The sequence below is a fragment of the Pseudomonas sp. PS1(2021) genome (assembly GCF_020405165.1).
Taxonomy (GTDB): Bacteria; Pseudomonadota; Gammaproteobacteria; order Pseudomonadales; family Pseudomonadaceae; genus Pseudomonas; species Pseudomonas aeruginosa.
Genome location: NZ_CP084484.1, coordinates 4,256,671 through 4,279,779, shown reverse-complemented (window position 1 = coordinate 4,279,779; position 23,109 = coordinate 4,256,671). Strand labels below are relative to the sequence as shown.

General features: G+C 68.5%; 24 protein-coding genes. 20 read left to right on the top strand and 4 right to left on the bottom strand.

Translation table 11 applies throughout. From position 1 onward, the window contains the following. Positions 1–40: 40 nt before the first annotated feature. A complete protein-coding gene (gene pyeR / locus LE197_RS20500; RefSeq protein ID WP_003093978.1) occupies positions 41–343 on the bottom strand; it encodes an ArsR family transcriptional repressor PyeR in 303 nt (100 codons plus the stop codon). Positions 344–495: 152 nt separating this feature from the next. Between pyeR and LE197_RS20495 the strand changes: the two genes are divergently transcribed. Both LE197_RS20495 and LE197_RS20490 read left to right on the top strand, forming a co-directional pair. Further along, entirely contained in the window at positions 496–1,068 is a 573-nt protein-coding gene (locus LE197_RS20495; RefSeq protein WP_003093976.1) for an ACP phosphodiesterase, read from the top strand. A gap of 149 nt (positions 1,069–1,217) precedes the next feature. Beyond that, positions 1,218–2,078 (top strand): universal stress protein, encoded by an 861-nt coding sequence (locus tag LE197_RS20490; protein ID WP_023108733.1) that lies wholly within the window; start codon positions 1,218–1,220, stop codon positions 2,076–2,078. On the opposite strand, the gene olsA is transcribed toward LE197_RS20490, so the two are convergent. Both olsA and olsB read right to left on the bottom strand, forming a co-directional pair. Beyond that, positions 2,075–2,851, bottom strand: a complete 777-nt coding sequence (gene olsA, locus LE197_RS20485) for a lyso-ornithine lipid O-acyltransferase (protein WP_003103796.1) — start codon at positions 2,849–2,851, stop codon at positions 2,075–2,077. The genes LE197_RS20490 and olsA overlap by 4 nt on opposite strands. Continuing rightward, on the bottom strand, positions 2,851–3,606 hold the full coding sequence (gene olsB, locus LE197_RS20480; RefSeq protein WP_003093970.1) for an L-ornithine N(alpha)-acyltransferase: 756 nt from the start codon (positions 3,604–3,606) through the stop codon (positions 2,851–2,853). The genes olsA and olsB overlap by 1 nt, the downstream gene beginning before the upstream one ends. A 202-nt stretch (positions 3,607–3,808) precedes the next feature. Between olsB and LE197_RS20475 the strand changes: the two genes are divergently transcribed. The 16 genes from LE197_RS20475 to LE197_RS20400 all read left to right on the top strand — a co-directional run bounded on the left by LE197_RS20475 (position 3,809) and on the right by LE197_RS20400 (position 19,123). After that, positions 3,809–4,705: an acyl-CoA dehydrogenase family protein gene (locus LE197_RS20475; RefSeq protein ID WP_003093969.1), complete on the top strand. Its 897-nt coding sequence runs from the start codon at positions 3,809–3,811 to the stop codon at positions 4,703–4,705. Positions 4,706–4,789: 84 nt separating this feature from the next. After that, on the top strand, positions 4,790–5,575 hold the full coding sequence (locus LE197_RS20470) for an MBL fold metallo-hydrolase (RefSeq protein ID WP_003163005.1): 786 nt from the start codon (positions 4,790–4,792) through the stop codon (positions 5,573–5,575). Between the two features lie 67 nt (positions 5,576–5,642). After that, positions 5,643–6,758, top strand: a complete 1,116-nt coding sequence (locus LE197_RS20465) for a serine hydrolase domain-containing protein (protein WP_003101127.1) — start codon at positions 5,643–5,645, stop codon at positions 6,756–6,758. Further along, positions 6,755–7,090 carry a hypothetical protein gene (locus tag LE197_RS20460; protein WP_003093963.1) on the top strand — a complete coding sequence of 112 codons (336 nt, stop codon included), beginning with the start codon at positions 6,755–6,757 and terminating at the stop codon, positions 7,088–7,090. The genes LE197_RS20465 and LE197_RS20460 overlap by 4 nt, the downstream gene beginning before the upstream one ends. A gap of 60 nt (positions 7,091–7,150) precedes the next feature. Next, positions 7,151–7,741: a YceI family protein gene (locus LE197_RS20455; RefSeq protein WP_003120867.1), complete on the top strand. Its 591-nt coding sequence runs from the start codon at positions 7,151–7,153 to the stop codon at positions 7,739–7,741. Between the two features lie 164 nt (positions 7,742–7,905). Then, complete coding sequence (locus LE197_RS20450; RefSeq protein WP_003101134.1) at positions 7,906–9,126, top strand: M20 aminoacylase family protein; 1,221 nt, start codon at positions 7,906–7,908, stop codon at positions 9,124–9,126. Between the two features lie 37 nt (positions 9,127–9,163). Continuing rightward, a complete protein-coding gene (locus tag LE197_RS20445) occupies positions 9,164–10,483 on the top strand; it encodes a citrate-proton symporter (RefSeq protein ID WP_003110047.1) in 1,320 nt (439 codons plus the stop codon). Beyond that, positions 10,484–11,968 carry an amidase gene (locus LE197_RS20440; protein WP_003161492.1) on the top strand — a complete coding sequence of 495 codons (1,485 nt, stop codon included), beginning with the start codon at positions 10,484–10,486 and terminating at the stop codon, positions 11,966–11,968. A gap of 99 nt (positions 11,969–12,067) precedes the next feature. Next, positions 12,068–12,838 (top strand): IclR family transcriptional regulator, encoded by a 771-nt coding sequence (locus LE197_RS20435; protein WP_003093951.1) that lies wholly within the window; start codon positions 12,068–12,070, stop codon positions 12,836–12,838. Positions 12,839–12,902: 64 nt separating this feature from the next. Beyond that, positions 12,903–13,475 (top strand): YceI family protein, encoded by a 573-nt coding sequence (locus LE197_RS20430; protein ID WP_003093949.1) that lies wholly within the window; start codon positions 12,903–12,905, stop codon positions 13,473–13,475. A gap of 74 nt (positions 13,476–13,549) precedes the next feature. Continuing rightward, the gene (locus LE197_RS20425; protein ID WP_003120863.1) at positions 13,550–14,629 is read left to right on the top strand and encodes a phospholipase D-like domain-containing protein; all 1,080 of its coding nucleotides are present in this window, start codon (positions 13,550–13,552) and stop codon (positions 14,627–14,629) included. 99 nt (positions 14,630–14,728) lie between these two features. Then, a complete protein-coding gene (locus LE197_RS20420) occupies positions 14,729–16,009 on the top strand; it encodes an acyltransferase family protein (protein WP_003112774.1) in 1,281 nt (426 codons plus the stop codon). A gap of 93 nt (positions 16,010–16,102) precedes the next feature. Continuing rightward, positions 16,103–16,714, top strand: coding sequence for a DUF2846 domain-containing protein (locus LE197_RS20415; protein ID WP_003101143.1), 612 nt, complete (start codon positions 16,103–16,105; stop codon positions 16,712–16,714). Positions 16,715–16,817: 103 nt separating this feature from the next. Continuing rightward, positions 16,818–17,402, top strand: coding sequence for a DJ-1/PfpI family protein (locus LE197_RS20410; protein ID WP_003120861.1), 585 nt, complete (start codon positions 16,818–16,820; stop codon positions 17,400–17,402). A gap of 20 nt (positions 17,403–17,422) precedes the next feature. Next, a complete protein-coding gene (locus tag LE197_RS20405) occupies positions 17,423–17,731 on the top strand; it encodes a ribbon-helix-helix domain-containing protein (protein WP_003101146.1) in 309 nt (102 codons plus the stop codon). A 135-nt stretch (positions 17,732–17,866) separates the two neighbouring features. After that, positions 17,867–19,123 (top strand): Nramp family divalent metal transporter, encoded by a 1,257-nt coding sequence (locus tag LE197_RS20400; RefSeq protein WP_004348078.1) that lies wholly within the window; start codon positions 17,867–17,869, stop codon positions 19,121–19,123. A gap of 96 nt (positions 19,124–19,219) precedes the next feature. Here LE197_RS20400 and LE197_RS20395 read toward each other — a convergent pair whose 3' ends face one another. Next, positions 19,220–20,743, bottom strand: coding sequence for a fumarate hydratase (locus tag LE197_RS20395; RefSeq protein WP_003093938.1), 1,524 nt, complete (start codon positions 20,741–20,743; stop codon positions 19,220–19,222). Between the two features lie 277 nt (positions 20,744–21,020). On the opposite strand from LE197_RS20395, the gene LE197_RS20390 reads away from it, so the two are divergent. Both LE197_RS20390 and LE197_RS20385 read left to right on the top strand, forming a co-directional pair. Then, positions 21,021–22,148 carry a sensor domain-containing diguanylate cyclase gene (locus tag LE197_RS20390; RefSeq protein WP_003101151.1) on the top strand — a complete coding sequence of 376 codons (1,128 nt, stop codon included), beginning with the start codon at positions 21,021–21,023 and terminating at the stop codon, positions 22,146–22,148. Further along, positions 22,141–23,067: an iron-sulfur-binding ferredoxin reductase gene (locus LE197_RS20385; protein WP_003093934.1), complete on the top strand. Its 927-nt coding sequence runs from the start codon at positions 22,141–22,143 to the stop codon at positions 23,065–23,067. Before LE197_RS20390 ends, LE197_RS20385 begins: the two co-directional genes overlap by 8 nt. The last annotated feature ends 42 nt before the right edge of the window (positions 23,068–23,109 follow it).

Sequence of the window (23,109 nt, the reverse complement as noted above, 5' to 3'; positions counted from 1 at the left end):
CTCCTGGACTGCGAGGTGGTGGGGTGGAAGCGAGTGCTGCTTACAGCTCGTCGCCGAGTTGGTCGAGGAAGGCCTGGATGGTCTCCTCGTTGCGCTTGAAGAAGTTCCACTGGCCGACCCGGCGGCTGGTCACCAGACCGGCGCGTTGCAGGGTGGCGAGGTGTACCGACACGGTGGACTGGGAGAGACCGGTACGCTGGTCGAACTTGCCGGCGCAGACGCCGATCTCGAACGGGTGGTCCTGCTCGACGAAGTACTTCTCCGGTTCCTTCAGCCAGCGCAGCATGTCGCGTCGCACCGGGTGGGAGAGAGCCTTGATGATTTCGTCGATGTCCAGTGGCATGGCGGTGGTCCGTTGGCCGTCCATATCGGGTTGGGACGAACTATATATCGGTGTGGGACGATATGGGGATCGATTGCGACGATAGTCGCTATCGACAGGGCTGATGACGATGATCGAAACGACGGTTCCGTCCCTGGGGTAAGCTAGCCCGCATGAACTACCTCGCGCATCTCCACCTCGGCGGCCCGCAACCGGCCCAACTGCTCGGCAGCCTGTACGGCGACTTCGTCAAGGGCCGCCTGCAGGGACAATGGCCGGACGAGATCGAGCGGGCCATCCAGTTGCACCGGCGCATCGACGCCTTCACCGACAGCCACCCACTGGTGCATGCGGCCAAGCGGCGCTTCCCGCTGGAGCGCCGGCGTTTCGCCGGCGTCCTGCTGGACGTGTTCTTCGACCACTGCCTGGCGCGCGACTGGAACGACTACGCCGACGAACCGCTGCCGCAGTTCGTCGAGCGGGTCTACGGCACCCTGCGCACCGCCTCGCCGCTGCCGGAGCGCCTGGCGCGCATCGCGCCGCGGATGGCGGCCCAGGACTGGTTGGGCAGCTACCGCGAGTTCGCGGTCTTGCGCGAAGTGCTGGGCGGTATGTCGCGGAGGCTGTCGCGACCGCACCTGCTGGACGGCTCCTGGGAAGAACTGGCCCAGCGCTACGATGACCTGAGCGCGGATTTCCGCGCCTTCTACCCGCAACTCCAGGCTTTCGCCCTGAGCCAGCGCTGAGCCTGGCGCAGCGGCCATTGGCCCGGCCGGCGGAATCACCTATCAATTGTTTCAGTCCGAAGCATCCGCTTGATGCACATCAACCGGCAGCGGTCGCGTCGATCGTTCAATGGGGCCGACGTTCAACGCTCTGCCAATGGAGGTGGAAGATGAAACGAATCCTGGTGGCGACCGACCTGTCCTCGCGTTCCGAGCTGGCGGTCATGCGCGCCGCGGCGCTGGCCAAGGCGAGGAATGCCGAACTGACCGTGCTGAACGTGCTCGACGACGACCAGCCGCCGGTGCTGATCGCGCCGCAACGGCTGGCCATCGCCAACCTGCTGGAAGTGAACGGACAGGCCCTGAAGGAGCGCCTCGGCGTCGAGTCCAAGGCGATCGTGCGGGTCGGCGATCTGGTGGTGGTGATCAACGCGGTGGCCGAGGAGATCGGCGCCGACCTGCTGGTGATGGGCGCGCACCGGCACACGCCGCTGCGCGACCTGTTCATCGGCACCACCCTGGAGCGGGTGGTACGCAATGCGAAGATCCCGGTGCTGCGCGCGGCCGGTGCGCCGGAAGAGGAGTACCGCCGGGTGCTGCTGGCGCTGGACTTCTCGCCGACCTCGACGCGCGCGGTGCAGATGGCCGGCCAGCTCGGCTTCCTCGACGCCGCCAGCCTCACCGCGCTGCATGCCTTCGAGCCGTTCGCCAAAGGCATGATGCGTTATTCGGGGATCAAGGAAGACCGCGTCGAGCATTACGTCGACCAGGAGGAACTCAAGGCCAACGTCGAGCTGCGCGACTACGTCGCCGGCCTGGGGCTGGGCCGCGAGGACATCCAGTTGCGCGTCGGCGAAGGCTTGCCGATCAACGTGATCATGACCGAGGTACGCCGCCAGGCGCCGCAGTTGACGGTGCTCGGCACCCAGGGCCTGACCGGCTTCCGCCGCGCGCTGATCGGCAGCGTGGCCGAGGCGGCCCTCGGCGACCTGCCGTGCGACGTGCTGGCGGTGCCGCCCAAGCGCGACTAGGCGGCGCGCCGGGTTTGCGTAGTGGCGGCAGTGCCGAACAGCGCCAGGCGCACCGCCTGCTGGGCCTGGCGGGCCAGTTCGGCGCGGTCCAGGCCCTGGCTGGGGATTGGTTCCAGCAGCTGGATATGCACGCTGCCGCGCTCGCCGCGCAGCAGGCGGCCGAGGTGGCTGAGCAAGTCGTCGTCGCCGATGAACGGCGCCTGCGCATCAGGCACGCCGTCGCGGCGGTAGCTGATCGCCACCGGCTGCACCGCCACGCCGGCTTCCAGGGCGCTGGCCATCAGGCGACCGTGGAAGGTGCGCAGGCTTTCGCCGTTGGTGGTGGTGCCTTCCGGGAAGATCAGCAGGTTGCGCCCACGGTGCAGTTGTTCGGCCAAGCGCTGGTTGATCAGCCGGCTGTCGCCCGAGCCGCGGCGGATGAACAGGGTGCCGGCCTTTTCCGCCAGCCAGCCGGCCAGCGGCCAGGCACGCACCTCGGCCTTGGACAGGAAGGTCAGCGGCGCCAGGGCGCCGAGCAGCGGGATATCGGTCCAGGACACATGGTTGGCTACCCACAGCATGGGTTGCCGGGGCGCTTCGCCGCTGACCCTGACCTCGAAGGGCAGGGCCGCGCAGAGGCGCGCCAGCCACCAGCGGGTCAGGCGCTGGCGCAGCGGCGTGACGTCGGCGCCGGGCAGCCGCTCGCGCAGGCTGACCCAAGCGGCCAGGCCCAGTCCGAGCGCGACCAGCCCGAGCAGGCGTGCGCTGCGCAGCAGCAGGCGCAGCCGCGCCATCAGACCGCTGCCTTGAAGTGGCGGGCGTAGCGCGGGCAGAGTTCGTCGCGCTTGAGCAGGATGAACACGTCGGCGACCTGGAAATCCGGGTCCCAGCAAGGCTCGCCGCAGATCTTGGCGCCCAGGCGCATGTAGGCCTTGAGCAGCGGCGGCAGCTCGGCGGTGAGGTTTTCCGGGACGTCCAGCGGCGGCAGCGGGTTCTTCGGCTCGGCCTGCAGGTAGTCGGTGCACAGGTAGCGTTCGCGCAGCCGCTGCATCACCGCCTTGGCCTGCATACCGCCGTCGCGCATGGGAATGCTGGCGCAGCCCATCAGGTAGCGGTAGCCGCCCTCGTTGAGGACCTCGGCGAGTTCGCCCCAGAGTACCGCGATGGTGGCGCCGTTGCGGTATTCGGGAGCGACGCAGGTGCGGCCGATCTCCAGGACCGGGCCGTGCAGGGCGTCGAGGCCGGAGAGGTGGAACTCCTCTTCGCTGTAGAAGCGCCCGAGGCGTTCGGCGGCGCGATGGTCGAGCAGCCGGGTGGTGGCCACCAGGGCGCCGCTGTCGAGGTCGCGGACGCCGATGTGCGCGCAGTGACGGTCGTAGTCGTCGCGGTCGAGGCCGTCTTCGGCGCCTTCGAGCTTGGCGTCGAACTCGGCGCTGAATACGCGGTAGCGCAGGGCCTGGGCCTCGCGCAGGGCGCGGGCGCCGTTCAGGCGCTCGGCCTTCAGGCGGCGTCCGGCGACGGGTTCGCGGGTAATGGCGGTCTGGGTCATGCCTGGGCCTCCTTGGGCCGGCGCCGCGGGTTGCGGCCGCTCGGCTTTGTTGTGCAAGCTCAGGCTAGGAAGGCGCGGTGTCACCCCTGTGACAGGGGCGTGATGCTTGTATGACATTGTCGCCGGATGTAACGCGCCGTTGTTCAACGCTGGCACCCTCGGCAGGATGCCGGTTCCGACACATTCCACACTGGAGTCCGCCATGTCCTGGCAACGCTTGCTCGGCCCGCTCGACCGCCTGCCCACCGAAGGCTCCCTGGAAGACTGGCACGCCGCCGCCCTGGCGCGCGCCGACGGTCTTGGCACCCTGGAGCGGGCGGTGCTCGGCGGACGATTGGCCGCGAGTCCGGGCCTGGCCTTCCTCGCCGGCTACCAGGCGGCCCTGCGCGCGCTCTGGCCGGCGGCGCCGGAAGGTCTCGGCGCGCTGTGCGTGACCGAGAAGCGCAGCGTGCGCCCGGCGGACCTGCAGACCCGCCTGGAGGGGCTGGTCCTGCATGGACAAAAGGATTTCGTCACCGCTGGCGACAGCGCCTCCTGGTGGCTGGTGGCCGCCCGCGACGAGGCACCGGGGCAGCCGCCGCGACTGTCGATGACGGTGGTCCTGGCCGGCGCCCCGGGGGCGCGCCTGGAGGCGTTGCCGGCGCTGCCGCTGATGCCGGATGTGCCGCATTCCCGCCTGTTGCTCGACGGTGCCCATTGCGAGCGCCTGCCCGGCGATGGTTGGGACGACTACGTCAGGCCGTTCCGCCTGCTGGAGGATGTCCATGTGCTGGCGGCGCTGGTCGGCTGGCTCTATGGGGTCGGCCATGAATGCGGCTGGCCCTCGCCGCTGCTGCTGCGCCTGGCCGGCATCCTCGGCGGCTGCGCCGAGGTCGCGCGGCATCCGGTCGCCTGCGTCGGCACCCAGGCGGTACTGGCTGGGCTGTTCGAACAGTTCTCGGCGCTGGAGGGGCAACTGGATGCCGCCTTCGCCGCCAACGCCTCGACCTGGGAGGCATTGTGGCAACGCGATCGCGGCTTGCTGGCGATTGCCAACGGGGCCCGCAAAGTTCGCCTGGAGAAGGCCTTGACCCGCCTCGGGCTTGACCCAGGTCAGTGAGGCGCCGCGCCGCAGGCGCTTACCCTGCGCAGCATCCGGCGAGGAATGCTCCTCGGCGCCTGCACAGAGTAGATTTCACCGACCATGCGACGCGAACCGATCGTGCTGTTCGACAACGGCAGCCACCAGTGCCTGTGTTTCGATGACCTCGTCAGCGGCGAAGGGGTCCAGTCCAACCAGTTCCTGATCGTCGACAACGGCCAGTACCTGCTGCTCGATCCCGGCGGCGACCTGACCTACACGCCGCTCTCGCTGGAATTGTCGAAACGCTTTCCGCTGCAGGAGCTGGACTACATCTTCGCTTCGCACCAGGACCCGGACATCATCGCCGCCCTCGACAAGTGGCTGCTGCACACCCGCGCCCGGGTGATCTGCTCCAAGCTGTGGGCGCGCTTCCTGCCGCACCTGACGGCCAACTACCTGGCGGTCAGCCATGGCATCAACACCTACGACCGGGTCATGCCGTTGCCCGACCGCGGCCAGGCGATCGCTCTCGGCGACTGCTCGCTGAAGGCGATCCCCGCGCATTTCCTGCATTCGGTGGGCAACTTCCAGCTCTACGACCCGGTGAGCAAGATCCTTTTCTCGGGCGATATGGGCGCCTCGCTGGTGGACGACGCGGCGCCGGTCAGCGATTTCGCCGCGCATATCCAGTACATGGACGGATTCCATCGCCGCTACATGGCGGCGAACAAGATCTGCCGCCTGTGGGCGCGGATGGTCCGGGAGATGGATGTGGAGATGATCGTGCCGCAACACGGGCGGCCCTTCGTCGGCAAGGAAATGATCAGCGCCTTCCTCTACTGGATCGAGAACCTCGAGTGCGGCATCGACCTGCTCGGCCCGGACGACTACCGCATGCCAGGCTGAGTCCGCGCTTCCTGGCGTCATCGAGGCCATGCTAGGGTTGCCCCTCGACCGTCGAGAGGGCCCGCCGATGCCCGCTTTGCCGTTGTCCCGCCGCGCCCTCGCCGCGCTGGCCCTGGTATTCGCCCTCCCTGCCCTGGCCGAAGACTGGCCCGACACCGACTGGCCCCGTGCCCAACAGCCCGCGGGGCCGGCGCTGGAGGCATTCGAGCGCTATGCCTTCGGTCGTCGCGACGATGTTCGTCGCAAAGGCATCCGCACCGACGCGGTAGTGGTGATCCGCGACGGTCGTCTGGTCTATGAGCGCTACGCCGGCCCGAGCCGTGCAGAGACCCCGCACCTTACCTGGTCGGTGAGCAAGAGCCTGCTCGCCACGCTGCTCGGCGTCGCCGAGGGCGAAGGGCGCTTCCAGCTCGACGACCCGGTGGCGCGCTACTACCCGCCGTTCGCCCGTCATCCCGAGGTGACGTTGCGCCACCTGCTGAACTGGTCTTCCGGGCTGGACTGGCAGGAGGACTACGAGTTCGCGCCGTTGAAGTCCTCCGTGGTGGCGATGCTCTACACCCGTGGGCGTGACGACATGGCCGGCTTCGTCGCCGAAACCCCGCAGGCCCGGCCGCCGGGCCGGCGTTTCCGCTACTCCAGCGGCGACAGCAACGTGCTGGCGGCGGCCCTCCACGGCATGCTCGGCGCGGACTATGCCGAGTACCCCTGGCGCGCGCTGTTCGAGCCGCTGGGCATCCGTTCGGCGGTATGGGAGCGAGACGCCGCCGGCACGTTCGTCGGCTCGTCGTACGTCTACATGAGCGCCCGCGACCTGGCGCGCGTCGGCCTGCTGATGCAGCGCCACGGGCGCTGGCGCGAGCGGCAACTGCTGCCGCTGGCATGGGTCGAGTTCAACCTGACACCCTTCGCCCGCTACCGGCCGAGCGCGGAAGAGGAGGGCGAGGCGGTGCCGGGCGGCCAGTGGTGGTTGAACCGTGCGGTGAAAGGCGCGCCGGCGCCCTGGCCGGACGTCGCCGAGACCGCCTTCGCCGCGCTCGGCCACTGGGGCCAGGCGCTCTACGTGCTGCCCGAGGAGAAGCTGGTGATCGTGCGCTACGCCGACGACCGCGACGGGCGTTTCCGCCACAACGAATTCCTGCGCCTGGCACAGGCGGCGTTCGCCGGGGAGGCGCGGCCATGATCCGTCGCCATCCCTTGCTCTTCCTGTTCGTCCTGGGGCTGCTCGCCGCCCTCGCGTGGGCCTGGCAGAACCGCATCCACCTGGCGGCCTTTCCCGCCATCATCGGCGCCTACACGGCCAAGGAGTACTGCTCCTGCCGCTACGTGATGGGGAACTCCGCGGACTATTGCCGGGCCTATACCCAACAGTACGTGCCGATCAGCGGCTTCTTCGACGACGAAGCCCGCCGCCGGGTGACCGCCCGCGGCCTCGGCAGTACGCAGACGGCCGCCTGGCTGGGCCCGCGCGAGGGATGCCGGCTCATGCCCGAGGCGGACAGGCTGCCGGACTGACCGGCGGCGCATGTCGGGGCGCGGGGCGAGGGACGGCGCCGGCCCGAAGCCGGAGGTGGAATGCCTGTTGTATTGTGTGTCCTGTTGTTGCTCCTCAGCCCTCTGCTGTCGGCGGCGGAATGGCAACTGGAGCCGGATTACTCGCGGATCAGCTTCGTTTCCGTGAAACGCGCGAAGATGGCCGAGGTGCAGCGCTTCGATCGTCTCAGCGGCCAGATCGACAAGCAGGGCGTCGCGCGCATCGTGGTGCCGCTGGGCACCCTGGACAGCGGCCTGGCCCTGCGCGACGAGCGAATGAAGGACAACTTCTTCGAAACCTCGCGCTTCCCCGAGGCCACCGTGGAGAGCCGCCTGGACATGGCCGGCTTCGACGACCTGCGGGTCGGCCAGTCGCGGGTCGAGAAGCTCGACTTCACCCTCGACCTGCACGGCCAGCAGCGCCGCCTGAAGGCCGACGTGCTGGTCACCCGCCAGGGCGAAGGGCTGGTCCAGGTGGCGACCCTGGAGCCGGTGCTGCTGAAGCTGCTCGACTTCGACCTGGAAGAGAAGCTCAAGCCCTTGAAGGAGATGGCCAATATTCCCTCGATCACTCCCGAGGTACCGGTGTTCGCCGTGCTGAACTTCCGCGAAGTGCCGCCGGAACAGTTCTGACGTACCGGCGGAGGGCGGCGCGGGCCTTGGGTTCCACCCAGTGGAACCGCCTTCCGTTGTCCTTCGCCGCGTGCCGCGCTTAGCTGTGACCACGCCCGGCCGGCCTTGCGTCCGGGCCTCCCGCCAACAAGACCGGAGCGCAATCCGGCCAGAGGAGAGACGGCATGGCTCGACATCGACACATCGTGGCCTGGCTCGAGGAGGTCGCCGACGACCTGCGTAGCCTGCGCCAGGACATCCACGCCCATCCCGAACTGGGCTTCGAGGAGCGACGCACCGCCGCGCTGGTCGCCGAATGCCTGCGCGGCTGGGGCTACGAAGTGCACGAAGGGATCGGCCGCACCGGCGTGGTCGGCGTCCTCCGCCAGGGCGACGGTACGCGGCGGCTCGGCCTGCGGGCGGACATGGATGCGCTGCCGATCGTCGAGGCCACGGGGCTCGGCTACAGCAGCTGCCACGGCGGGCGCATGCACGCCTGCGGCCACGACGGACACACCGCGATGCTGCTCGGCGCGGCACGCTACCTGGCGGCGACGCGGCGTTTCGACGGCACCCTGGTACTGATCTTCCAGCCCGCCGAGGAAGGCCAGGGCGGCGCCGAGGCGATGCTCGCCGACGGGCTGCTGGAGCGCTTTCCCTGCGATGCGCTGTTCGGCATGCACAACATGCCGGGACTGGAGGCCGGGCACCTGGGCTTCCGCGCGGGACCGATGATGGCTTCCCAGGACCTGCTGAGCGTCACCCTGGAGGGCGTCGGTGGACACGGTTCGATGCCGCACCTGAGCGTCGATCCGTTGCTCGCCGCGTCGAGCGCGGTGATGGCCCTGCAGAGCGTGGTGGCGCGCAACGTCGATCCGCAGAAGGCCGCGGTGGTCACGGTCGGCGCATTGCAGGCCGGCGAGGCGGCCAACGTCATACCCCAGCGCGCCGTGCTGCGCCTGAGCCTGCGGGCGCTCGACGGCCAGGTGCGCGAGCAGGTGCTGCAGCGGGTTCGCCAGATCATCGAGTTGCAGGCCGCCAGCTATGGGTGCCAGGCCAGCATCGAGCACTACCCGGCCTATCCGGTGCTGGTCAACAGCGTCGAGGAAACCGAGTTCGCCCGCCAGGTCGGGGTCGAGCTGGCCGGCGCGGAGCAGGTCGACGGCGACACGCCGAAGCTGATGGGCAGCGAGGATTTCGCCTGGATGCTACAGCGCTGCCCCGGCAGCTACCTGTTCATCGGCAATGGCAGAGGACGGCCGATGGTGCACAACCCGGCCTATGACTTCAACGACGACATCCTGGTCCGGGGCGCGGCCTATTGGGGCGCGCTCGCCGAGACCTGGCTGGCCGCCCCCGCGGCGTCCGGCCTTCGACTGACTGCCGCCAATAACGGCGCGGCCTGAGCCGCGCCGGCATTCCCCCGGTTACCAGGAGATTCCCATGCACGCTTGCCCGAGCGGTACCTCGCGTACCCGCCAGGTGGCGGCTGCCGTGATCGGCAACGCCCTGGAGTGGTACGACTTCATCGTCTACGGCTTCCTTTCCAGCCTGATCGCCAGGCTGTTCTTCCCTTCCGGCGACGAGTACACCTCGCTGTTGATGGCCCTGGCCACCTTCGGTGTCGGTTTCTTCATGCGTCCGGTCGGTGGGGTCCTGCTCGGCCTGTATGCCGACCGCAGGGGACGCAAGGCGGCGATGCAACTGATCATCCTGCTGATGACGCTGTCCATCGCGATGATCGCCTTCGCCCCGACCTACGCGGCGATCGGCGTCGGCGCACCGTTGCTGATCGTGATCGCGCGAATGCTGCAGGGTTTCGCCACCGGCGGCGAGTACGCCAGCGCCACGGCTTTCCTGGTGGAAAGCGCGCCGCCGCACCGGCGCGGTCTCTACGGTTCCTGGCAATTGTTCGGCCAGTGCCTGGCGGTGTTCGCCGGTGCGGGGATGGGCGCGCTGGTCACCCATTGCCTGGACGCCGAGGCCCTGGAGAGCTGGGGCTGGCGGGTGCCGTTCCTGTTCGGTCTGCTGATCGGTCCGGTGGGATTGTGGATCCGCCGCTACATGGGCGAGACCGAGGCCTTCCTCGAAGCCATCCGGGAGCCCGGCGAGCGCCAGGGGCTGCTCGGCGTGCTGCGCGAATACCGGCGCAGCGTGCTGGTGAGCATGGGCCTGACGGTGATCGGCACGGTGTCCTTCTACGTGGTGCTGGTGAATATGCCGACCTTCGCCCACAAGCAGTTGGGCCTGCCGCTGGACGAGGTGTTCATGGTGCAGATGGCTGCGGTGGCGCTGATGACCCTGGTGATCCCGTTGGCTGGGGGACTCTCCGACCGGGTCGGGCGGCGCCCGGTGCTGCTGGTCGCGACCCTGGCCTTCATGCTCATGGTCTATCCGCTGTTCGCCTGGGTCGCCGCGGCGCCGAGCCTGGGGCGCCTGCTGCTGATGCAACTGTTGCTGTGCACGGCGATCGGCGGCTTCTTCGGCCCGGCGCCGACCGCGGTGGCCGAGCAGTTTCCGGTGCGGGTGCGTTCCACCGGCCTGGCGGTGGCGTATAACCTGGCGGTGATGCTGTTCGGCGGTTTCGCTCCGTTCATCGTCACCTGGCTCACCGAGGTCGGCGGCTCGCCAGTGGCGCCGGCGTTCTACGTGCTCGGCGCGGCCTTCCTCGGGCTGCTCGCCACCCTCTATCTGCGGGAGGGCGCGACGCCCGCCCCGCGCCCCCGTGAACCGGCCCTGGGCAAGCCGGCAAGGAGTCTGTGAATGAGCGCCACCCGCCATCGAAGCGACGGCCACGAGGAAATCGTCGCGCTTGACGCGCTGCCGCTGTCCGCGGCGATCCGCCGACGCGAACTGTCCTGCCGCGAGGTCATGCAGGCCTACCTGGCGCAGATCGAACGGTTCAACCCGCGGGTCAACGCCATCGTCTCGCTGCAGGCGGAAAGCCGCCTGCTCGCCCAGGCCGACGAGCGCGACCGGCAACTGGCGCGCGGCGAATGGCTGGGCTGGATGCACGGCATGCCGCAGGCGATCAAGGACCTCGCCGCCACCTCCGGCATTCCTACCACCCTGGGTTCGCCGCTGTTCGCCGGGCAGGTGCCGGAGCACGACGCCATCGTCGTCGAGCGGGTGAAGAGCAGCGGTGCGATCGTCATCGGCAAGACCAACGTACCGGAGTTCGGGCTCGGCTCGCAGACCTACAACCCGCTGTTCGGCACCACCCGCAATGCCTACGATCCGGCGCGGATCGCCGGCGGCAGCAGCGGTGGGGCGGCGGTGGCGCTGGCGCTGCGCATGCTGCCGGTGGCCGACGGCAGCGACATGATGGGGTCGCTGCGCAACCCCGCCGCCTACAACAACGTCTACGGCTTCCGCCCGTCCCAGGGACGGGTACCGCACGGCCCGCAAGCGGAATTGTTCGTCCAGCAACTGGCCACCGAAGGCCCGATGGGGCGCAGCGTGGCGGACCTGGCCCGGCTGCTGGCCACCCAGGCCGGCTACGATCCGCGCTCTCCGCTGTCGTTGCGCGACGATCCGCGCAGGTTCGCCGACGACCTCGGGCGCGATTTCCGCGGAGCCCGGCTCGGCTGGCTCGGCGACTACGCCGGCTACCTGCCGATGGAGGAGGGCGTGCTGGAGCTTTGCGAAGCCGCGCTGGGCGATTTCGCCGAGCTGGGCTGCGACGTCGAGGCGTGCCTGCCGGACTATCCCCTGGAGCGCCTGTGGCGCACCTGGCTGGTCCATCGCCAGTGGCTGGTGCAGGGCTCGCTTGGCGAGCTTTACGCCGATCCCGCACGGCGCGTCCGGCTCAAGCCGGAGGCGCAGTGGGAAGTGGAGTCCGGGCTCGGCCTCGGCGCCACCGAGGTCTATCGCGCCTCGCTGGATCGCAGCGACTGGTATCGGGCGCTGGCGCGTCTGTTCGAACGTTACGATTTCCTCTTGCTGCCCAGCGCCCAGGTGTTTCCTTTCGATGCAGAAACGGCGTGGCCGCGGCAGGTCGCCGGGCGGCCGATGGACACCTATCACCGCTGGATGGAGGTGGTGATCGGCCCGACCCTGGCCGGTTTGCCGGCGATCAGCGTACCGATCGGCTTCGGCGCGGCGGGCCTGCCGATGGGATTGCAGATAATCGGCCCGGCGCAGGCCGACCTGGCGGTGCTGCAACTGGCCCATGCCCACGAGGGCCTGACCCGTTGGGTCAGCCGCCGTCCGCCGGCGATGCTCGAGGCTCCAGGGGGCATCGACTAGGCCGCGGAGCAATGCTGGCGTATTCGCAGATTCTTCCTACATGACCTGGGCCTGCATCTTGCTTTGCCATAACGGTCTGTCGACGGTGGAGGTGTCGTCATGCCGGAAAGAGAAGAGGCGGGAACCGTGCGTTCGGTGGAGCGGGCGCTGGCGATCCTCGATCTGCTGGGCCAGCACCAGGCGCTGGGGCTCGAGGAACTGCATTACCTGACCGAACTGCCCAAGGCCACGGTGTCGCGGCTGCTGCATACCCTGCTGGAGCAGGGCTGGCTGTACCGCGGCTTGACCGACCGGCGCTACCGGCTGCGTTCCACCCGCCTCTACGGTGACGCCGCCGAGCGCTTCCGTTGCCAGGTGGTGGAGCGTTCCGCGCCGCTGCTGGTGGAGTTGAGCGAGCGCACCGGGCTGGTCGCCGATTTGTCGATTCTCGACGGCGACCGCCTGCTGGTGGCGGAAAGCTCGGTGCCCGGCGTCCTGCGCAAGCGCTACCCGGCCAACCGGCTGGTGGTCGGCCAGCACGCCAGCCTGTTCCATTCGGCCATGGGCAAGGCCTGCCTGGGCGAACTGGCAGACAGCGAGGTGCGCCGCCTGGCGCGCCAGCACCAGGTAGACGAGGACCTCTGGTTGCGCACCCGCGAGCAGGCCCACGGCCAGGGCTACGGCGAGCGTACCGAGGGACACTGGGAGTATCCGGTGCGCCTGCCGTTCCTGATCCGCGCGGTGGCCTTGCCGGTACGCGCCCAGGGTCGCCTGCTCGGCAGCGTGGCGCTGCACTGGCCGCGCGACCAGGATTGCGTCGAACGGGTGCGCCGCCGGCACCTGGGAACCCTGGCCGATACCGTCAGTCAGTTGCAGCACGCGCTCGACTGACGCGGGAGTTTGCCTGCTCCCAGGCGGCCGGTTTAAGGTGGCGCCGGACGCAAAGGGAGCCCGCATGCACAAGTTGATCTGCCTCGGCCTGGCCCTCCTGGCCTTGCCGGTCCAGGCCGCCTGGTACCTGGACTACGAGTCGTCGCGACTCAGTTTCATCTCCACCAAGAACGCTACCCTTTCGGAAGTCGGCCGCTTCCTGGTCATGCACGGCAAGGTCGACGACAAGGGGCAGGCGCGCCTGCGCGTCGAGCTGGACTCGGTGAGCACCGACATCCCGCTGCGCGACGAACGCATCCGCGAGCATCTGTTCGAGACCAAGCGCTTCGCCGAGGCGGAGATCACCGCCCAGCTCGACCTGGCGCCGATCGTCGAGCTGGCCGACGGCGTGCAACTGGAAATGCGCCAGCCGGTGACCGTCAGCCTGCACGGCAAGCGCAAGAGCTACGCCAGCGACCTGTTGGTGACCCGCCTGGACGAGCATCGCTTCCAGGTGGTGACCCTGTCGCCGCTGGTGCTGGACGCCGCCGACTTCGACCTCGCCCCCGGCATCGAGACCCTGCGCAAGCTGGCCGGCGCCGGCAGCATCGGGCTCTCGGTGCCGGTCGGCGCCGTGCTGATCTTCACTTCGCGGTGAGCGGCCCGGTCTTTCCCTGGCGCAGCGACAACCGCTTCGCCCTGCTCAATGACGGCGTGCGGTTCTTCCCGCGCATGCTGCTGGCCATCGAGGCGGCGCAGCGGAGCATCGAGCTGGAGCTGTACCTGGTGGAAGACGGGCATTGCGCCGAACTGTTTCTCGTCGCCCTGCTGGATGCCCGCCGCCGGGGCGTCGCCGTGCGCTGCCTGTTCGACGGCTTCGGCTGCCTCGGCCTGGGCAGCGCCTGGATCCAGCGCCTGCGCGAGGCCGGCGGCGAACTGCGGCTGTACAACCCGCTGCGCTGGAAGCTGACTGGCGGCAATCTCTACCGCGACCATCGCAAGCTGCTGCTGGTGGACGGGCGCCTCGGTTATGTCGGCGGCGCCGGGATCACCGACGAATTCTGGGAACCGGTCAGCGACGTCAGCGCCTGGCGCGAGGTGATGGTCGAGATGGACGGCCCGGTGGTGGCGGACTGGGCGGCGCTGTTCGAGCGGCAATGGCTGGCCTGTCTCGAAGAGAAAGCCTGGAAGCCCCGCGAGGGCATGACCCTTACCCGCCTTCCGCCGCAGCCGGGGGCGGCCCGTGGGTTGGGCCGGGTGGCCTACGCCGACGCCCGCCAGCACCGCGACATCCTGCAATCGCTGGTCCGCGCGCTGAACGGCTCGCGCCGACGGATCTGGCTGGCGACGCCGTACTTCCTGCCGACCTGGAAGGTTCGCCGGGCCCTGCGCAAGGCCGCCCAGCGCGGCGTGGAGGTGCGCCTGCTGCTGGCCGGGCGGCTCACCGACCACGCCCCGGTGCGCTATGCCGGGCAGCGCTACTACCCGCGCCTGCTGCGCGCCGGCGTGCGCATCCACGAATACCAGCCGCGCTTCCTGCACCTGAAGATGGTCATGGTCGACGATTGGGTGAGCGTCGGCTCCTGCAACTTCGATCATTGGAATCTACGCTTCAACCTCGACGCCAATCTCGAGGCCCTCGACCCGGACTTCACCAATGAGGCGGCGGCGAGCCTGCTGGCGGACTTCGCCGACAGCCGCGAGGTGACCCTGGCGATGTGGCGCGCGCGACCCCTGTGGATGCGCCTGCACCAGCGCCTGTGGGGTTGGCTTGACCGGGTAGTGGTGAATTTCCTCGACCGCCGGCGCTAGGGAGCGGCCGTTCGTAGCCGCTGGCCGGCCCGGTGAAACTTGCCGGGGAGCTTGCGGGTCTACCCCGGACCGCCCATTACAATGACAAAGGAGAGATGCGTGGCAACGCCCGACTCCAAGGAACGTTTCATCGGACTGGAATGGTTGCGCTTCCTGCTCGGCCTGTACGTGGTGGTGTACCACACCCTGCATACCTATCCGAAAGAGCAGAAGTTTCCCGGTCTCGACGAACTGACCAGCCTGGGGTTCTTCGCCACCAGTACCTTCTTCGTGCTTTCCGGCTTCCTCCTGGCCCATGTCTACGCACGCAGCGGCCGGTTGCGCGAAAGCGCCCGCAGCTTCTGGACCAAGCGACTGTCCAATCTCTATCCGCTGCACCTGTTCTCCCTGCTGCTGTCGATCCTGGTGTTGCTGGCCCTCAGCCACCTGGGAATCGGTCCCGAGCTGGACAAGGCCACCCCGCGCTTCGTCATCTACGACACCAACGAAGTGCTCGGCCGCACCCACCCGGAACTCTTCCTGCACTGGATGAGCAACACCGAACTGTTCGTCAACAGCATCCTGCAGATCCTCCTGCTGCAGGCCTGGAATCCCTATTACCTGACCTTCAACGCGCCGTTGTGGTCGCTGTCGACGCTGATGTTCTTCTACCTGGCGTTTCCCTTCGTCGCCCCGCGGCTGATGCGCAGCCGGCACAAGTGGAAGGTGCTGGCGCTGGTCTGGCTGGTCTACCTGATCCCGCCGGCGCTGGTGGTGGCCAGCGAGAGCTACGGGATCCCCTGGACCGGCCTGCTGCACCGCAATCCGTTGCTGCGCCTGCCGGAATTCCTTGGCGGCATCCTGGCCTACGGGTTGTTCCGCGGCTACCGCGACCGTGGCATGGTGCCGGGACGCGGCCTGCTGGCCGCGCTGGTGGCGCTGGTGGTGGCGGCCTTCCTGGTGGCCGACTACCTGTTCACCCAGGGCGCCAAACATTGGTACTTCCTGCTGCACAACGGCCTGCTGCTACCGGCCCAGTTGCTGCTGGTGTGCCTTTGCGCGCTGCCCGCCGACCCGAAGAGCGCTTTCGTCCGCCACTGGTCGCCGCGCCTGGGGGCCGCCTCGCTGTCGCTGTTCGCCCTGCATGTGCCGATGTTCACCCTGTTCTCCCGTAGCGAGCGCCTTATCGCCGTGCCGGGGCGTTGTCTCGACGACTGGCGCGCCTGCACTGAGGCGGCGGCCGCGCTGCCATCGTCGCTGCTCTACTACCCGCTGTTCCTGGTCCTGCTGGTGGCGTTCTGCGTGCTGTTCCAGGAGCGCGGCGTGGTGCCGGTGCGCAAGTGGCTGGTGCGCCGGCTGATGCCGGCGCCGGCGCTGGCCAAGGTGCCGCGCCCGGCCTGAGGCCGTTCTCCCGGAGAACCGGACTTTCGACGGGTGGCAGGCCCGGCCCGGCTGGTTATGCTGCGCGGATAACCATAAGAAGAGGGATGGAGCATGCTGCGCAGCCTGTCGCTGGCCCTGTCGATCGTCGCGAGCCTGGTCGGCTGCAGCACGCCCGGCGCGTTCTTCGGTGCGGTGGACGGACCGGCCTTCGTCGCCCATCCGAGCGCCGATGCCAGCCACGCCACCGTCTACCTCTACCGTCCGCGGAGCCAGTGGGCGGACGAGGAACTCGAGGCGCCGGGGATCTTCCTCAACAACGAACTGATCGGCAGCCTGCCGAGCAACGGCTACCTGGCGTTCGAGTTCGAGACCGGCAGCTACAAGCTGGAAATGCGCCGGCCGCTGGCGGGCAGCTTCTGGACCCTGTTCGCCGACGGTCCGATGGATTTCACCCGCATCGCCAGCTTCATGCTCGAGGCCAGGGCCGGCTCGGTCTACTACCTGCGCTACGACGAACTCAACCCGCCACCGAAGAGCGAGCACCCGGCGGGTGAGGGCGATGGCCCGCTGCAATTGGTGGCGGCCGATCTCGGCGCTGCGGAAATCGGCGCTACCCACCAGGTCCAGGAGCCCATGCAGTTCGCCGCCAGCGGCTACCGGAAACGCGTGCAGCGCTCGTTCTGGGAAGGCGTCGGGCGGGCCCTGGACAAGATCGGCATCTGAACCCGGCACGCGTGTAGTAACCGTCTATTACCCGCGTCCCCCTGCGGATTGGCTACCTTAGGTGCATCCCCGGTATGACCGGGCCCTGCCCGAAGGAGTGCGCGTGATGGCTGCGAAGAAGATCCTGATGCTGGTCGGCGACTATGCCGAAGACTACGAAACCATGGTCCCGTTCCAGGCCCTGCAGATGGTGGGCCACCAGGTGCATGCGGTGTGTCCGGACAAGCGGGCCGGGCAAAGCGTGCGCACCGCCATCCACGATTTCGAAGGCGACCAGACCTACAGCGAGAAGCCGGGCCACAACTTCACCCTCAATGCCGACTTTGCCCAGGCCCGCGCCGAGGATTACGATGCCCTGCTGATCCCCGGCGGCCGCGCCCCCGAATACCTGCGCCTGAACGAGCAGGTGCTGGCTCTGGTGCGTGACTTCGATGCCGCGCGCAAGCCGATCGCCGCGGTCTGCCATGGCGCCCAGCTGCTGGCCGCCGCCGGCGTTCTGCAAGGGCGGGCGTGCAGCGCCTATCCGGCCTGCGCCCCGGAGGTGCGGCTGGCCGGCGGCGAGTACGTCGACCTTCCGCCGGACCAGGCCCACGTCGACGGCCACCTGGTCACCGCGCCGGCCTGGCCGGCGCATCCGGCGTGGCTGGCGCGCTTCCTCGAGGCGCTCGGCACCCGCATCAGCCACTGAGACCCAGGAGACCCCCGCGCATGTGCGAACTCTATGTGAAAGCCGATCCGATCCTCTATGAATCGCGCTCGCGTTCCTTGCGCATCCGCGGGGTGGTGACCACCCTGCGCCTGGAGAACCAGTTCTGGGACATCCTCCGGGAAATCGCCGAAGGCGAGGGCCTGAGCACCAACCAGTTGATCACCAATCTCTACGAGGAAGTGATGGACTATCGCGGCGAGGTGCTCAACTTCGCCTCCTTCCTGCGTGTCAGTTGTACCCGCTACCTGGCGCAGCGGCGCGAGAAAGTCGCCGAGCTGAGCCTGGTCGGCCAGCGCGCCCAGGCCTGAGGCGAGGGAAGACGCGACCGGGGTGAAACGTTTAGGCTGGTCGCACTTCCTCCCCCGATCCGGCGTCGCCTCGTGAAATACTCCCTGCCTACCACGGCCACCGCGCCGTTCTGTCCCTCGGCGGTCAGCCACAGCGTGGCGGTGCCGGCCGACGCCTCGCCGCTGCGCAAGCTGGCGCTGTTCGTCGGCCCCGGCCTGCTGGTCTCGGTCGGCTACATGGACCCCGGCAACTGGGCCACCGCCATCGAGGCGGGCTCGCGCTTCGGCTACGCGCTGCTGTTCGTAGTGGTGCTGGCGAGCTTTTCCGGGATGCTCCTGCAAAGCCTCTGTTCGCGCCTGGGCATCGCCACCGGCCGCGACCTCGCGCAGCTCTCCCGGGAGCGCTACCGCCCTGGCGTGGCGCGTGGCCAATGGCTGCTGGCGGAACTGTCGATCGTCGCTACCGACCTTGCCGAGGTGCTCGGCGCGGCGCTGGCCTTCCACCTGCTGCTGGGCGTCTCGATTACCACCGGGGTGGTCCTCACCGCCTTCGATACCCTGATCGTGCTGGCCCTGCAGGGCGCCAACTTCCGCCGCCTGGAGGCCATAGTGCTGGGGCTGATCGCGACCATCGGCGCGTGTTTCTTCGTCGAACTGGTGCTGATCGGCCCCTACTGGCCGGATGTCGCCGCCGGCTTGCGGCCGTCCTGGGACACCCTGAGCAGCCAGGAGCCGCTGTACCTGGCGATCGGCATCCTCGGCGCGACGGTGATGCCGCACAACCTCTACCTGCATTCGTCCGTGGTGCAGACCCGGGTCAGCGGCGACGACGCGGCGAGCAAACGCTCGGCGATCCGCTTTTCCCGGCTCGACACCATCGGCTCGCTGTCCCTGGCGCTGCTGGTCAATGCGGCGATCCTGATCCTCGCCGCCGCGGCTTTCCACGGTAGCGGCCATACCGAGGTGGTGGAGATCCAGGACGCCTACCACCTGCTCGACCCGTTGGTGGGCGGCGCCCTGGCCAGCTTCCTGTTCGGCTTCGCCCTGCTGGCGGCGGGGCAAAGCTCGACCTTCACCGGCACCATTGCCGGGCAGGTGGTGATGGAGGGTTTCCTCCGGGCGAAGATTCCCTGCTGGCAGCGGCGCCTGATCACCCGCGGCCTGGCCCTGGTGCCGGCCTTGATCGGCGTGCTCTGGCTGGGCGAAGCCGCGGTAGGCAAGCTGCTGGTGCTCAGCCAGGTGGTGCTCAGCCTGCAATTGCCGTTCGCCCTGTGGCCGCTGATTCGCTTCAGCAGCGACCGGGGCCTCATGGGGGAGTTCGTCAACCCGCGCTGGGTCAGCGCGCTGGCCTGGTCGTTGTTCGGCCTGATCTCGGCGGCGAACCTGACCTTGCTGTATTTCTGGTTCGGCTGAACCAAGGCGCCTGCGGCGCTGCCAGCCCAGGCTCCGGCCAGTGGCCGTACGAAAAAGCCCGGCGCGGGGCCGGGCTTTTTCAGGGACGGAGCAGGCTTACTTGACCTCGACCGCCAGGCTTTCGGCGATCTTCTTCTGCCAGACCGCCGGGCCGGTGATGTGCACCGACTCGCCGTTGGTGTCAACCGCGACGGTGACCGGCATGTCCTTTACCTCGAACTCGTAGATCGCTTCCATGCCCAGTTCGGCGAAGGCCAGCACCTTGGACTTCTTGATCGCCTGGGCGACCAGATAGGCGGCGCCGCCGACGGCCATCAGGTATACCGCCTTGTTGTCCTTGATCGCCTCGATGGCGATGGGACCGCGCTCGGACTTGCCGATCATGCCCAGCAGGCCGGTCTGTTCGAGGATCTGGCGGGTGAACTTGTCCATCCGGGTGGCGGTGGTGGGACCGGCCGGGCCGACCACCTCGTCGCCGACCGGATCGACCGGGCCGACGTAATAGATGAAGCGGCCTTTCAGGTCCACCGGCAGCGTTTCGCCCTTGTTCAGCATGTCGACCATGCGCTTGTGCGCGGCGTCGCGGCCGGTGAGCATCTTGCCGTTGAGCAGCAGGGTCTCGCCCGGTTTCCAGCTTTGCACCTCTTCCGGGGTGATCTTGTCCAGGTCGACGCGGCGCGCGGACGGGCCGGCTTCCCAGACGATCTCCGGGTAGGCGTCGAGCGACGGCGCTTCCAGTTCGGCGGGGCCGGAGCCGTCGAGCACGAAGTGGGCGTGGCGGGTCGCGGCGCAGTTGGGGATCATGCACACCGGCAGCGAGGCGGCGTGGGTCGGGTAGTCCATGATCTTGACGTCGAGCACGGTGGTCAGGCCGCCCAGGCCCTGGGCACCGATGCCCAGCTGGTTGACCTTCTCGAACAGCTCCAGGCGCAGTTCCTCGATGCGGTTCTGCGGGCCGCGGGCCTTCAGTTCGTGGATGTCGATCGGGTCCATGAGGACCTCCTTCGCCATCACCGCTGCTTTCTCCGCGGTACCGCCGATGCCGATGCCGAGCATGCCCGGCGGGCACCAGCCGGCGCCCATGGTCGGTACGGTCTTCAGCACCCAGTCGACGATCGAGTCGGACGGGTTGAGCATGGCCATCTTCGACTTGTTCTCCGAGCCGCCGCCCTTGGCCGCGACATCGACCTCGACCTTGTCGCCGGGAACGATGGAGTAGTGGATCACCGCCGGCGTGTTGTCCTTGGTGTTCTTCCGCGCGCCGGCCGGGTCGGCCAGGATCGAGGCGCGCAGGACGTTCTCCGGCAGGTTGTAGGCGCGGCGCACGCCTTCGTTGATCATATCGTCGACGCTCATGGTAGCGCCGTCCCAGCGCACGTCCATGCCGACCCGGACGAACACGGTGACGATCCCGGTGTCCTGGCAGATCGGGCGGTGGCCGGTGGCGCACATGCGCGAGTTGATCAGGATCTGCGCCATGGAGTCGCGGGCAGCCGGCGATTCTTCGCGCAGGTAGGCCTCATGCATGGCCTGGATGAAATCGACCGGGTGGTAGTAGGAGATGAACTGCAGGGCATCGGCGACGCTCTGGATCAGGTCGTCTTGCTTGATCACGGCCATGGAGCACGGTCCTCTTCAGGCGGGTAATTCGGATGCGGGGCAGGGTCACGGAGCCGGCCGCAGCCGAGGAGCGCGCCGGTCAGGCACCGGCGCAAAAAAGGCGCGACAGTATAGCCGTTCCGGCGAGACGGGCGCACGCGCCGACGATCAGACCTTGGTCGGCCAGCCGGCTGGTCGGCCGATAAATCCGCGGTCCGCTAGCTGGCAGTTCGTTCGACTAGGCAACCCGCAGGGGGCAGGGTACATTGCGGCCAGGTGCCATTACGGGACGGAGCCCATGCGCACAGACAAGCCTCCTCTGAAACAGCGTGCGCTGCAAAAGCTCTTGCTCCGCCGGTTCGGCATGGCCGCAGGCACCTACCTGCTCGGCCTGGTCCTGCTCTGGCTGGCGCTACTCAGCGGCTTCTACCGCGCAGCGCCGACCACCGCGGCGGCCAGCACCACCCTGGTGGTGGCTTGCCAACTGGCCTTCCTCTGGCTGTTCGCCAGCGGTCGCAACCTGCGTTACGCCGATCCCAGCCTGACCGAGCCGCAGGTGCTGGTGGCGATCGCCTGGCTGACCTATTTCCTCTACCACGTCGACAGCCTGCGCGGCACCTTCATGGTGTTCTACGTGCTGGCCCTGCTGTTCGGTGTGTTCCAACTGCCGCCGCGGGTCTTCGCCCGCTGTGCGGCGCTGGCGTTCATCGCTTTTTCCGGCATCTACCTGGTAGAGGCCTTGCAGCAGCGTCTCGAGCTACCGGGCCGGGCTGCATTGCAGGTGCTCGTGATGTTCATCGTAATGGTCTGGCTGAGCCTGTTCGCCAGCTACATACAGGCGATGCGGCAACGCATGCGCCAGCGCCGCTATGCCTTGCAGGCGCACCAGGACACGCTGCGCGGCATGATGCGCCAACTGGAAGACCTGGTGGCCACCGACGAACTCACCGGTCTGTTCAACCGCCGGCATTTCATGCGCATGGCCAGCCGGGCGCTGGAAGACCTGCTGCCGAACCGGCAGCACGGCCTGGCGCTGATCGACCTCGATCACTTCAAGCGGATCAACGACCGCCACGGCCACGCCGCCGGCGATCGGGTCCTGCAGACCTTCGCCGCGGTGGCGCGTTCCTGTCTGCGCGATGGCGACGTCCTGGCCCGTTACGGCGGCGAGGAGTTCGTCCTGCTGCTGCCCCACGCCGACGCGGAACAGCTGGAAAGCTGTTGCGAGCGCCTGCGCCTGGCGTTCCAACAGGCGGAACCGGTCGGGGTCACGGTGGATACCCTGAGCCTTTCGGTGGGCATGACCCTGCTGTATGCCGACGACGATCTCGACGAGGCCTTGCAGCGGGCCGACCAGGCGCTCTACCGTGCCAAGCGCGGCGGACGAAACCGCTGCGACGCCACCTGGGAGGTCACCAGTGCCTGACATACGGGTCGGCGAGCGACGCCTTGCCGTCGCCGCCGGCAGCAACCTGCTGGATGCGCTGCTCGCCGGCGGCATCGCCGTGCCCCATAGCTGCCGCGCCGGCAGTTGCCACGCCTGCCTGGTGCATTGCCTGCAGGGCGAGGTGGAAGACACCCTCCCGGAGGCGCTCGATCCGGTACGGCGCGAAGCGGGCTGGCGGCTGGCCTGCCAGTGCCGGGTGCTCGGCGACCTCGTGTTGCAGCCTTTCGATCCTGAGCGCGACGGGCTGCCGGCCAGGGTCGTCGCCTGCCACTGGCTGGGCGATGTGCTGCGCCTGCGCCTGGAGCCGGAGCGGCCCTTGCGCTATCGCGCCGGGCAGCACCTGCTGCTGTGGAGCGACGATGGCGTGGCGCGTCCCTATTCGCTGGCCAGCCTGCCTCACGAGGACCCATGGCTGGAGTTCCACATCGACTGTAGCGCTCCCGGCGCGTTCTGCGACCGCGCCCGGCGCCTGGCGCCTGGCGCGCTCCTGCGTCTGGGCGAGTTGCGCGGCGGGGCGTTGCGCTACGAGCCGGACTGGCAGGAGCGACCGCTGTTGCTGATGGCCGCCGGCACCGGGCTGGCGCCGCTCTGGGGGATACTTCGCGAAGCCTTGCGCGCGGAACACCAGGCGCCGATCCAGCTGCTGCACCTGGCGCGCGACCACTACCTGGCGAGCGAGTTGGCGGAGTTGGCCGGGCGTCATCCGCAACTGCGCGTCAACCTGGTGTCGGCGGCGCAGTTGCCCTCTGCCTTGGCCGATCTCCGCCTTGTTCCGCGGCGCAGCATGGCCTTACTCTGCGGCCAACCCGCCAGCGTCGAACGCTTCGCCCGGCACCTCTACCTGGCCGGCGTACCGCGTAGCCAGACCCTGGCGGACCTGTTCCTGCCCCACGCCTGACGCGGCGCGGTGGCGGTGCCTTGCAGCCATTGCCGCGGCCCT

Excerpts from the sequence above, each read along its gene's own strand:
- LE197_RS20445 (WP_003110047.1), top strand. The coding sequence starts at position 9,164 with ATGCACGCTTGCCCGAGCGGTACCTCGCGTACCCGCCAGGTGGCGGCT.
- LE197_RS20465 (WP_003101127.1), top strand. The coding sequence starts at position 5,643 with ATGCCCGCTTTGCCGTTGTCCCGCCGCGCCCTCGCCGCGCTGGCCCTG.
- LE197_RS20405 (WP_003101146.1), top strand. The coding sequence starts at position 17,423 with ATGTGCGAACTCTATGTGAAAGCCGATCCGATCCTCTATGAATCGCGC.
- LE197_RS20425 (WP_003120863.1), top strand. The coding sequence starts at position 13,550 with ATGCTGCTGGCCATCGAGGCGGCGCAGCGGAGCATCGAGCTGGAGCTG.
- LE197_RS20395 (WP_003093938.1), bottom strand. The coding sequence starts at position 20,743 with ATGGCCGTGATCAAGCAAGACGACCTGATCCAGAGCGTCGCCGATGCC.
- LE197_RS20390 (WP_003101151.1), top strand. The coding sequence starts at position 21,021 with ATGCGCACAGACAAGCCTCCTCTGAAACAGCGTGCGCTGCAAAAGCTC.
- olsB (WP_003093970.1), bottom strand. The coding sequence starts at position 3,606 with ATGACCCAGACCGCCATTACCCGCGAACCCGTCGCCGGACGCCGCCTG.
- olsA (WP_003103796.1), bottom strand. The coding sequence starts at position 2,851 with ATGGCGCGGCTGCGCCTGCTGCTGCGCAGCGCACGCCTGCTCGGGCTG.
- LE197_RS20430 (WP_003093949.1), top strand. The coding sequence starts at position 12,903 with ATGCACAAGTTGATCTGCCTCGGCCTGGCCCTCCTGGCCTTGCCGGTC.
- LE197_RS20475 (WP_003093969.1), top strand. The coding sequence starts at position 3,809 with ATGTCCTGGCAACGCTTGCTCGGCCCGCTCGACCGCCTGCCCACCGAA.
- LE197_RS20470 (WP_003163005.1), top strand. The coding sequence starts at position 4,790 with ATGCGACGCGAACCGATCGTGCTGTTCGACAACGGCAGCCACCAGTGC.
- LE197_RS20490 (WP_023108733.1), top strand. The coding sequence starts at position 1,218 with ATGAAACGAATCCTGGTGGCGACCGACCTGTCCTCGCGTTCCGAGCTG.
- LE197_RS20455 (WP_003120867.1), top strand. The coding sequence starts at position 7,151 with ATGCCTGTTGTATTGTGTGTCCTGTTGTTGCTCCTCAGCCCTCTGCTG.
- LE197_RS20435 (WP_003093951.1), top strand. The coding sequence starts at position 12,068 with ATGCCGGAAAGAGAAGAGGCGGGAACCGTGCGTTCGGTGGAGCGGGCG.
- LE197_RS20460 (WP_003093963.1), top strand. The coding sequence starts at position 6,755 with ATGATCCGTCGCCATCCCTTGCTCTTCCTGTTCGTCCTGGGGCTGCTC.
- LE197_RS20495 (WP_003093976.1), top strand. The coding sequence starts at position 496 with ATGAACTACCTCGCGCATCTCCACCTCGGCGGCCCGCAACCGGCCCAA.
- LE197_RS20440 (WP_003161492.1), top strand. The coding sequence starts at position 10,484 with ATGAGCGCCACCCGCCATCGAAGCGACGGCCACGAGGAAATCGTCGCG.
- LE197_RS20450 (WP_003101134.1), top strand. The coding sequence starts at position 7,906 with ATGGCTCGACATCGACACATCGTGGCCTGGCTCGAGGAGGTCGCCGAC.
- pyeR (WP_003093978.1), bottom strand. The coding sequence starts at position 343 with ATGCCACTGGACATCGACGAAATCATCAAGGCTCTCTCCCACCCGGTG.
- LE197_RS20415 (WP_003101143.1), top strand. The coding sequence starts at position 16,103 with ATGCTGCGCAGCCTGTCGCTGGCCCTGTCGATCGTCGCGAGCCTGGTC.